7 protein-coding genes are annotated in these 9,628 nt (G+C 55.8%); 4 read left to right on the top strand and 3 right to left on the bottom strand.

Translation table 11 applies throughout. The features are described from left to right. Positions 1-254 precede the first annotated feature (254 nt). Entirely contained in the window at positions 255-1,325 is a 1,071-nt protein-coding gene (locus PPP56_RS05820) for an NHL repeat-containing protein (RefSeq protein ID WP_353563094.1), read from the bottom strand. Positions 1,326-3,306: 1,981 nt separating this feature from the next. Between PPP56_RS05820 and PPP56_RS05815 the strand changes: the two genes are divergently transcribed. Beyond that, complete coding sequence (locus tag PPP56_RS05815; RefSeq protein ID WP_353563093.1) at positions 3,307-4,257, top strand: ATP-grasp domain-containing protein; 951 nt, start codon at positions 3,307-3,309, stop codon at positions 4,255-4,257. A 53-nt stretch (positions 4,258-4,310) separates the two neighbouring features. Then, positions 4,311-4,847, top strand: a complete 537-nt coding sequence (locus PPP56_RS05810; RefSeq protein ID WP_353563092.1) for a DUF1648 domain-containing protein — start codon at positions 4,311-4,313, stop codon at positions 4,845-4,847. Between the two features lie 45 nt (positions 4,848-4,892). On the opposite strand, the gene PPP56_RS05805 is transcribed toward PPP56_RS05810, so the two are convergent. Together PPP56_RS05805 and PPP56_RS05800 are read right to left on the bottom strand one after the other, a co-directional pair. Next, positions 4,893-5,564, bottom strand: coding sequence for a peptidylprolyl isomerase (locus PPP56_RS05805; protein ID WP_353563091.1), 672 nt, complete (start codon positions 5,562-5,564; stop codon positions 4,893-4,895). A gap of 284 nt (positions 5,565-5,848) precedes the next feature. After that, positions 5,849-6,952, bottom strand: coding sequence for a trypsin-like serine peptidase (locus PPP56_RS05800; RefSeq protein WP_353563090.1), 1,104 nt, complete (start codon positions 6,950-6,952; stop codon positions 5,849-5,851). Positions 6,953-7,172: 220 nt separating this feature from the next. On the opposite strand from PPP56_RS05800, the gene PPP56_RS05795 reads away from it, so the two are divergent. Beyond that, positions 7,173-8,540 (top strand): AAA family ATPase, encoded by a 1,368-nt coding sequence (locus tag PPP56_RS05795; protein WP_353563089.1) that lies wholly within the window; start codon positions 7,173-7,175, stop codon positions 8,538-8,540. 647 nt (positions 8,541-9,187) lie between these two features. Then, a partial coding sequence (locus PPP56_RS05790) for a Uma2 family endonuclease (protein WP_353563088.1) occupies positions 9,188-9,628 on the top strand: 441 nt, incomplete at its 3' end.

The raw sequence follows: 9,628 nt of genomic DNA, 5'->3' as shown, positions 1-9,628 counted from the left end.
GAGCTGGCCGCCGAGATCACCGAAGATCATTTTGAACTGTTGGATGCGCCGCCCATCCGTGTGGCCGGAGCCGATACCCCCATCCCCGCCACCAAAGAGCTCGAAGACACCACCTTCTCCGCCCAGCGCGACCTGCGCCCCGCCATCGAGCGGCTGATGGCGTATTGAGTAGTTTTACGTCCATTCAAGTTTTGCAAGTAAATAGCCAAAATTAGGTAGAAGAGCATCATCAATTGAGTTTTGGCTGAAGCACTCTACTCATCTTCAAGAGTCACGCGGTACAGCATTGCCTCCTGTGGATCGGCTGCCAGCAAGTGTCCATCTTGCGCGGAAGACGTTATGTGCCAGAGGTTCAAAAAAGACGCATCGCTGTTCATATTTTGCACATCCTGGTATACGTACCAGGACTGTTCTCCCGTTGAGGGATTGATCCGATGAAACTGGGCACTTGGAAGAGCAATGAGCACGCTTCCGTCATCCAATAACGTAGTGTTCCAGGCAATTGGTACCGTAGGGTATCCCTGGCCGTCGGACTGCTCTAAACTCCTGGAAATCATCTCCTCGCGTCGTTGGGCAACTACATCTAAAATACCACCGCTCAGTGTCCACTCCTGTAAAACTTCTCCTGTGCGATCTATTTTGCGGACCAGTGGACGGTTTGCATATACGGCCAATAGCACCTCGTCATCGAGACACTCCAGATGAACGTTGTTTTCTACACTGAGTGCAGAAGCGGGACGACCGCGATAGCCATCAACCATGACCGTGTCAACAGGCCCAATTCCTTCACGTAGCAACTCACCCTCAAAGTTATACATATCGATAAGTCCCTGATTGGCCGGTCCTGAGGCGACAAATAGTCGATCATCTTGCAAACAAAATGAGTCAGCGTTAGACGAAAGTGTGATCTGCTGGGCTTCAGCCCTTGCCTGAAATCGAATCAGACGTCTCGTCCCTCTGTCATAGACCCATGACTCCGCTGGAGGTGCATCGAACTGAACGGTATCGAGATTGTGTGTACGGACCTGATTAGGCTGCATAAATTCACCAGGACCCTGGCCACGTTGTCCAAACGTGCTAACCGCCTGTCCATGCTGATTTAGTTGAACCAGGCGGTTGTTACCCGCATCCAGCACGACCCAGCCGTTTGAAGCAGGTGCCAGACCTGCGATACGACCTATGAATTCGGGAGCCATTACTTCGGGAATGAACGGCTCAAATGGCTCCAAAATTGCTCGGCCTTCCGAAACGTCGTGGTCAGTTATGGAAGACGACGCAGCAACAAAAAAAACAATACATACAAATGCAGCACTGAAAGATCTCATCTTTACCTATTGACTGGTGCAAAATATAGAGTAGAGCAGACGTAAATAGCCCAGGTCGCCACCTATAGGCTGTCATTTTGAGTGCATACCGATAGCATCGTTAGGAGTCGAAACACGAGCATAGCGACTGATAAGTGAATACGAGCACATCTTATTTCAGCTGTTTGACTCTCGTTTGGGGAGATTCCCATAGGGGATGACCTGACGGCTACTTCGTACAACAGGAATTACCTCCAGCTCTCGCTCCCAACACTCCGTGCAACTTTGAGTCGGTCCCAACGCGGTGCAAAGGGCACTATGGCGGCTCATAACCGGTTCGGATTGCCGAATTCATTTATCTTCAACTGGGCTCCGAGGCCGAGTTGAACCTAATTCCCAATCGGCTTCAGCTGCTCCATCTTGAAGGAGATATGCTTCAGTCGAGATCAGAATGGGATTAACCAAGTCATAAATACTTGTTTTAGCGCACCTTACATGTGCTCATCTTTAGTTCAATGTAGAGCCTAATATGAGTAGATAGCATGAAGGTGTCGATTTATGAAGATTCGTTACGTGACGCGTATTTCGGTTAATCCTGCACGGAGTATTGGCTCCGCTCCTCAGAATGACGAAATTTGGACGGTTTGTGCTATACTCCGTAACCTGAGTTAGGTAGTGGGTAGATGCTAAGTGATAAGGCTATCGTAAAATGTAGGTTTGTCTTGTTCGAACCCCCTCTCCCTTCGGGTTTCTCCCCCTTTTCCAAGGGGGAGATGTCCATAGGATCACGCCTTCGGCGAAGCTCGATAGACAGAAGGGGTTGTCTGGCTCCGATGATGTCGGCCATATGACAATCACTTACCATTGAACCGCTACCCTGAGTTAAATAGTTCGCCACACTGTGTAATCAGAAACCAGTAAAACCAATCGCGTTTCTGTTGTGGTATGTTTTTGAGTGCCGTCGAAGAAGGGGTGAGCTGAACTAAAGTGATACTTTTGGTCCCAATGGCCAGAGTGCCTTACCTTCGCGATTTGACTCTTTTCATATCACCCCATTTTGAGCTATTGCTGAGGTGGCGTACACTCTGAGGGACTACACCCACCACCTCCCAACCCATCGCAACTGTGTGTGGTGCAGTTCCACCACCAGTTATTCCACCAGGGACGCTCGCAGCACGATGCATCACTACCGGTGAGAGCGTTTCCACTTGTGCAATTTATACGGGATGGATCATCATCACTGGCTGTGCAGACAGGACCGGGAAGATCGGTGTTTGCACAATAGGCGGCACACATTGCCACGAAGAAGCCAGTTGCTGACCGGGCTTGTAAAGCACAGTCGTTGCTATAGACAGTCGGCGAAATAGCGTCGGAACCGTCAGGGACTACTGGATCCAGTGGGACTTCATTCAAACCCATTATTAAAATAATGCCTAAGGAAAATATGTTTGTTAGTTTCATGCCATTTTTGTAACCAACTCATAGATAGCCTGCGAAAAGTTTCAATACAAGTATAAAATAGAGTCAAAAAAACAAGTTAACAAAATATTAAGGGCGTGTACGATGGAGACGCACTACCGAAGTAATAACCCAAATCGGGAAAACAAAGCGAGGTCAGTGATGAGGAATCCCAATTTCTGTACAAGGGTGAATGTTAGATCGAAGTCAGGATGACGGGAATCGGATACCTCGAAGCGAACAATAGCCCTCCTCGTCGCAGGGCTCTGCACAACACAAGAGGCGCAGCAGAACAAGAGGGCCCAGGGCAATCGCATTTAAATTCGATCCTGTTTGAGCGTCGCTGAAGGGCATTTTCAAGCATGGATCAGACTGTATTCGTCCGGTCCGTTTAAGGGCATGGTGCCCTGAAGCGCGGTGAAGGCGGGTTCCCCAGTTTTAATGCGATAGCCCTGCAAGAGGGCCAGCCGCCGCCAACTTTTGAACCCGGCCCTGCGTATTCAATTGTATACCGTTCGCTACTTTCCACCAGCGTTCCCCCACCATGCACGCCTATATCATCTACGAAAACGAAGACTGGATGCCCCCGCTGCGCGCGGCGCTCGACGATGCCAGCATTCCCTATGAGGAATGGTTCATCAACGAAGGCCACTTTGACGTGACCAGCGCGCCGCCTGAGGGTGTCTTTATCAATCGGATGAGTGCCTCCTCGCACACGCGCGGTCACACGTCGGGCGTAGCGCACACGCGTCAGCTACTGGCATGGCTGGAGCGGCATGGGCGGCGCGTCATCAACGGTGGGCATGCGTTTGAGCTGGAGATCAGCAAGGTGAAGCAGCATGCCGCGCTGGAGCAGGCCGGCATCCGCACGCCCGCTACGCGTACCGTAATCGGTGGGCCGGAGGCATGGCTCGATGCAGCACGCGACATGGATACGCCGTTCATTACCAAGCACAACCGTGGTGGCAAGGGACTGGGCGTGCAACTTTTCAATAGCTATGCTGAACTCGAAACAGCCGTTGAACAGAGCGCCGTTGAACCCTCGCCTGACGGCGTAATGCTTTTGCAGCAGTACATTGATTCTGCTGAGCCGTTTATCACGCGCTGCGAGTTTGTGGATGGCGAGCTGGTCTATGCCATCACCTCCGACACCTCCGAGGGCTTTCAGCTCTGCCCTGCTGAAGCGTGCCGCACCGAGCCCGCAACCAACAACGAGGAGCCCGATTCGCTCTTCGCGCTGCGCACGGACGTCCCCCCGGCGCTTATCGAGGCGTATGAGACGTTTCTTGAGCGCGAACAGATCGACGTAGCCGGCATCGAGTTTATTGAGGATGCGGAGGGCCGCTGCTGGACGTACGACGTGAACGGCACCTCGAACTACTCGCCCGACGTGGAGAAGAAGCATGGACTGAGCGGGATGGCTGCTGTGGCGGATCTGGTGCGACGTTGCCTGCAGTCTGCTCCGGTGGCAGCGCCTGAATCGTCCGTTGCGTAGCCGCCCGAGCTTCGAATCCCCCTGCCCTCTACTGCCTCCTTGTAGCCCTGCAGATGCGCTTCTCGACCGGCCTCTTTCATGCCAAAAATGCGGCCCTGCTGCTTCTCACGTGGGTGGGGAGCGCGTGGGTATATGGCGCGCTGCCCGAAACCATGCCCGGCCATTTTGGACTGCTCGGGCAGGTCTCGTATTACACTGAAACTACGGCCCTTCGGTGGTTCATGCTACCCGGGGTGGCACTGATTCTGGCAGGGAGCATGTACGGGATTGCGGCTCTTATGGCGCGTTTCCCCGAGTATATGAACATGCCCGACCCGCATGCCTTTGAGCAGCTTACGCCCAAACGTAGGGCCATTGTTATTCAGCTGATGCAGGACGTGATGTATGGCATTACGGCCCTGCTGCTGCTCATGCTCGCGGTGCTGCAGCTGGGTATCTACAGCGTAGCGCTGAACGGCGCTGATCTGTTGCCGATCTACACCCGCGTGGTGCTCTGGGTCAGCCTCCCGCTTCTCATACTCATCGGCCCCGTTGTGGTGTGGCTACTGCACGACACCACACAGCGACTGTACCGCGAGCAGATGGGATAAGCGGCACGGCATAGCAATGGCCTCGTCGACCACACAGCTGCCCTGCTACTCCGCAGGGGCTACGATGCGCGCCTGCTCAATCACATCCAGTTCGGGAAAGCGGCGATCGAGATACGCACGTCCGGCTGTGCGGATGGAGTCTTGATCGGGTGCCCCGCCGTATTCGTTGTGCCAGGCGTCTACCGCATCCATGCCGCTGGTGACGCGTCCGAGGGGTGGAAACCCTTCAACATCGTTGTAGGTGAGGGTGTCGAGTCGGGGATTGTCGCTCAGGTTGATGAAGAGCTGGGCCGATCGCGTGTTGGGGTCGTTGCGGGCAAAGGAAAGCGTGCCGCGTTCGTTGGAGGCGCGGACGGGTTCGTCTGGGATGCCCGCCTCCGCCCAGAGCGAGTCAGTAGACGGGTCGCCCGTCAGGCCAAACTGCGCCACGAAATCCTCAACCACGCGAAAGACCGGCAGTCCGTCGAAATGACCGTGCTCCACGAGGCAGTGCAGGCGGTCCACACCGTGGGGCGACCAGTCGCGGTAGAGACGGAGCGTAACCGGACCGGTGGTGGTTTCCAGCGCTACGGCAAACGAGTCGGGCGCAGCAGGCGTGCTTTCGGGCGGACACGGCGGAGGCGCGTCTCTATGCAGAGCCCCGACGTGGACGGCACCCAGAAGCAAAAGTGAGGCAACGAGCAGGAGCGCGATGCCCCCACGAAAGATTGTGGGCATGGTCGGGGTAGGCGTCGGGTATGGGGGATGCGGGCTTGCTTCGGTAAGAACGAATGTGTGTGCTGCAAATGCAACACAGGGACTTTCATATGTGAAATGTAAGCCCTGTACCATCCATGAATCAAGCGAAAGCCGCTTTTAGCAACGTCAAAAGGCTAGCAAAGAGAAGACATGGAAGATCGCGATGCGCTCCAATGATTGATTGCGCCACAAAAAAGAACCGCTGGCGGCCATGAAGGGCATCAGCGGTTCTTTATGCATTTCGTTCCAGAAAAGCGCCTCGCTTACAGCCCCTCTGCCACTTCCAGCAGATTCAGTGCGGCACTGCCATGGTACGGTCCGGCCCATTGGTTGCCGAGGTCGGCTGGTCGAGGTGTAAAGAACCACCACAGGCTATTGACCGAGTTGATGTAGCAGTTCGGGCATTCGCTAATGTCAACCACCCAGGGCCCTCCACTCGCGCCGGCTGTGTAATCGCAGTCATTGGTTTGCATAGAGGGGCCTGAATCTCCCCGACTAACAGCCCCCGTATACGGCTCATCGCAGGTCCACATGCGCTGCCCATTGAATATCGTGCCTTCGCCCGGATATCCAAACTGCGAGGTGTCTGTGTCGTGCGCAGCGTTGAACATCCATCCGAGCGATCCCGTGACGTCAACTATGCTTCGTCCATCGTTTCGAGCCATCACCGCAGCTCCCAGGTCGTAGTTAAAGTTTTCATTGGAGTACCACCCTACAAACGTAGCCAGGTTGCGTGCGGCCCAGCGTTCGGCGGGTTCGTTGCCGTCAGAGTAGGCCGGAACGAACATGAAGTTCTCATACCATGTCTCCCCTCCTCCTTCAGCGAGGCAGTGTCCGGCGGTCCAGACGACGCTCCGGTTATCCGAAGCAATGACGCCTCCGCTGCACACGAAATCTCCCTCGTCTGGTTTTGTAAAGAACACCTTGCCTATGGCACGATGCGGATACGCCGGAAGCGTAGTCACTTCTACCGCATTGTTCGGAGCACTCTGGTCCATCAGACTATTCGACCCGTCTGGTGGAAAAAGTCCCCGTTCTATTGCCGGGATATCTCCAGAGCGCGTTACTTCAGGCACGTCCGGGTCGGGGATAACAGGAGACTCGGGCGGCGGCGGATCGCCAGCAATACCGACGTCCTCTACTGGAACGGCTTCCGCCATGCGTTCCCGCGTCCAGTATGCCAACGTGGCTTCAACTTCATCGTCCGAAAACTCCTGCGTCGTGATCTCAGCCTGGGGGTCTTCTTCACGAACCTGCTCGTCCTCCTCATCGTCGGCTGTTACGAGGTCATCACACGCCGTCAATGCAAGTGCTCCTGCCAGCAGCATTACAAGTGCAAGGATGGTCGTATATCTGGTTTGAATCATGCCTATCACCTGGTCTTGGGTGGGTATTTACTGTACTTGGTGAGGCGCAGACGAGCCAGTATAAAGGACATCGGTCTCGTCATCTGGTCATAGCACACTCGTGCGAACAGGGCCATTCCCGAGCAAAAAGTGGCAACATGTCGCTCGCATCCAACCCCGGCGCCCGTCTGGCATACAAAGCACCTATTCGTTTTTTAGACTGCTGACTCACAGCTCCGTCATGTCCGACCTCTTCGACGCGCAGGCCGATGCCGCCCGCGAAGCCAACGCCCCACTCGCCGATCGTATGCGTCCACGTACGCTCGATGAGTTTGTGGGGCAAGATCACATTCTGGGCGAAGGCAAGCTGTTGCGTCGCGCCATCAAGGCCGACCGCGTGACGTCGGTGCTGTTCTATGGACCGCCGGGTACGGGCAAGACGACGCTCGCTCGCATCATTGCCAACACGACCGAGGCGCACTTTACATCGATGAACGCGGTGCTCTCGGGGGTGAAAGACATCCGCGAGGCCATTCAGAAAGCCAAAAATCGGCTGCGGCACCACCAACAGCGCACGATCCTGTTTATTGACGAGGTGCACCGCTTCAACAAATCGCAGCAGGATGCGCTACTTCCCCACGTTGAGAATGGCACCGTCGTGTTCATCGGCGCCACGACCGAGAATCCGTACTTCGAGGTCAACAACGCGCTTGTGAGCCGCTCGCGGGTGTTTGAGCTGCATCCGCTCGATGAAGAGGCGCTGGCCCGCGTGGCCGACATGGCGCTGTCGGATGCTGAGCGCGGCTACGGCGACCGCGATGTCCATCTCACCCAAGAAGCCCGTGCGCATCTTGTGGACACCGCCAACGGAGATGCCCGGTCGGTGCTCAACGCGCTGGAGCTCGCCGTAGAGACTACCCCGCCCGATGACGACGGCACGATTCGCATCACGCTACACGTGGCCGAAGAGAGCATCCAGCAGCGCGCGGTGCTCTACGACAAGGAGGGCGATGCGCATTTCGACACGATCAGCGCGTTCATCAAAAGCCTGCGCGGCTCTGACCCCGACGCGGCGCTCTACTGGCTGGCGCGCATGGTCTACGCCGGCGAGGACCCGCGCTTCATCTTGCGACGCATGCTCATCTTTGCCGCCGAAGACATCGGACTGGCTGATCCGCGTGCGCTCATGCTGGCCGAAAGTGCGTCGCGGGCGTTTGGGTATGTGGGGATGCCCGAGGGTCAGTTCCTCCTGGCGGAGTGCTGCCTCTATCTGTCCACCGCGCCGAAGAGCAACACGTCGTTTGCATACTTCGATGCGCTCTCGTTTGTGCGCGACGAGCAGACTGGCGATGTGCCGACGCATCTGAAAGACCCGAGCCGCGACAAGGAAGGCCTGGGCCACGGCGAGGGCTACAAGTATCCGCATGCCTACCGCCAGCACTACACTCCGCAGCAGTACCTGCCCGATACCATGCAGGGCACCTACTTCTACGCGCCCAGCGAGCAGGGCTACGAACAGACGGTGGCGCAGCGCCTGGAGGCGTTCCGCGAGCGCGACTTCGACGAGGATGTGGTCAAGCGCGCCGAGCGGTATGCGGAGGAGGACTGATGGCGCGGATTCACCTGTGCCGACCTCCTCGCTTCTCTTGCATCACGTCGTAGCGTGTGGTATCCTTTGCCTCGTGACGGTTCAAGTAAAAGTAACTTCCATACCAATAGGCTCTACAATTCCGTTCACTTAAGCTTTCCTGAAGGCGCGACTCTGTCGACCACTGATGACACGAAGTGGAGTACGTGCTCACCGAATATATGCTACCTCAGCAACCGTGTCCCCTCACCGTTTCATGGTCAAGCAACTGCTCAAAACCATCGGAATCATAGCTGCCGTACTCGTTGCAGCAGGGGCTATTCTGGCTGTCGTATTCTTGGTCGTGCTCAACCAATCGTTTACGGATCCTTCACCACCTCCCGCTGCGACCAGTTGTGAAGCGCCTACGTTGTACACGTCGGCAAATATGTCGGATGTAACCTCAGGATGTACGTGCCCGGTCAATCCGCACTGCTGCCCGGTGTGGGACAGGAGACATACAGTCTCTCTTGACTTTACAGGTTTTAGAGAAACCAAGACCTGCACGCTGGGCGGCTCCAGTCCATGTATCACATGCCGCGCGCAATCGGATGAAATTCCTGAACCCGAGTCTGCCTCCACTCGTTAGCCCCACACTTCCTTCATGGGCAGAAACCCTCGTATCCCTCATGATGACCTCGGTTGATCCGCCGCGCACTACGCTGCGTCCGTATCGCTTCACGTACGAGGAGGTGCTTCGTATGGCCGAAGCAGGCATGCTACCGGAGCACGACAATGTAGAATTGATCGACGGACAGCTTATCCCTACGAGTCCAGTTGGGGATCCACATATTTCCTGTGTCGATGAACTCACCCATCTACTCATCGAAAGGCTGCCAGCTGGTTCTACAGACTCGATGAGGGTCAGTGTTCAAAGCCCGCTACGTATTGACGCACATAATGCGCCCGAGCCCGATATCATCGTAAAGAAACAACGAGGGGGTGCTGCCACGCCCGAAACGACACTTCTCACCGTCGAAGTCTCGGATACGACGCTCGACTACGACCGCGACACCAAGCTCCCGCTCTATGCTGAAGCGGGCATCCCCGAGGTGTGGATCGTGAACCTG

It is taken from the genome of Longimonas sp., assembly GCF_040409695.1.
Taxonomy (GTDB): Bacteria; Bacteroidota; Rhodothermia; order Rhodothermales; family Salinibacteraceae; genus Longimonas.
The sequence above is the reverse complement of the archived record's forward strand: the minus strand, read 5'-3'. Positions and strand labels throughout refer to the sequence as shown.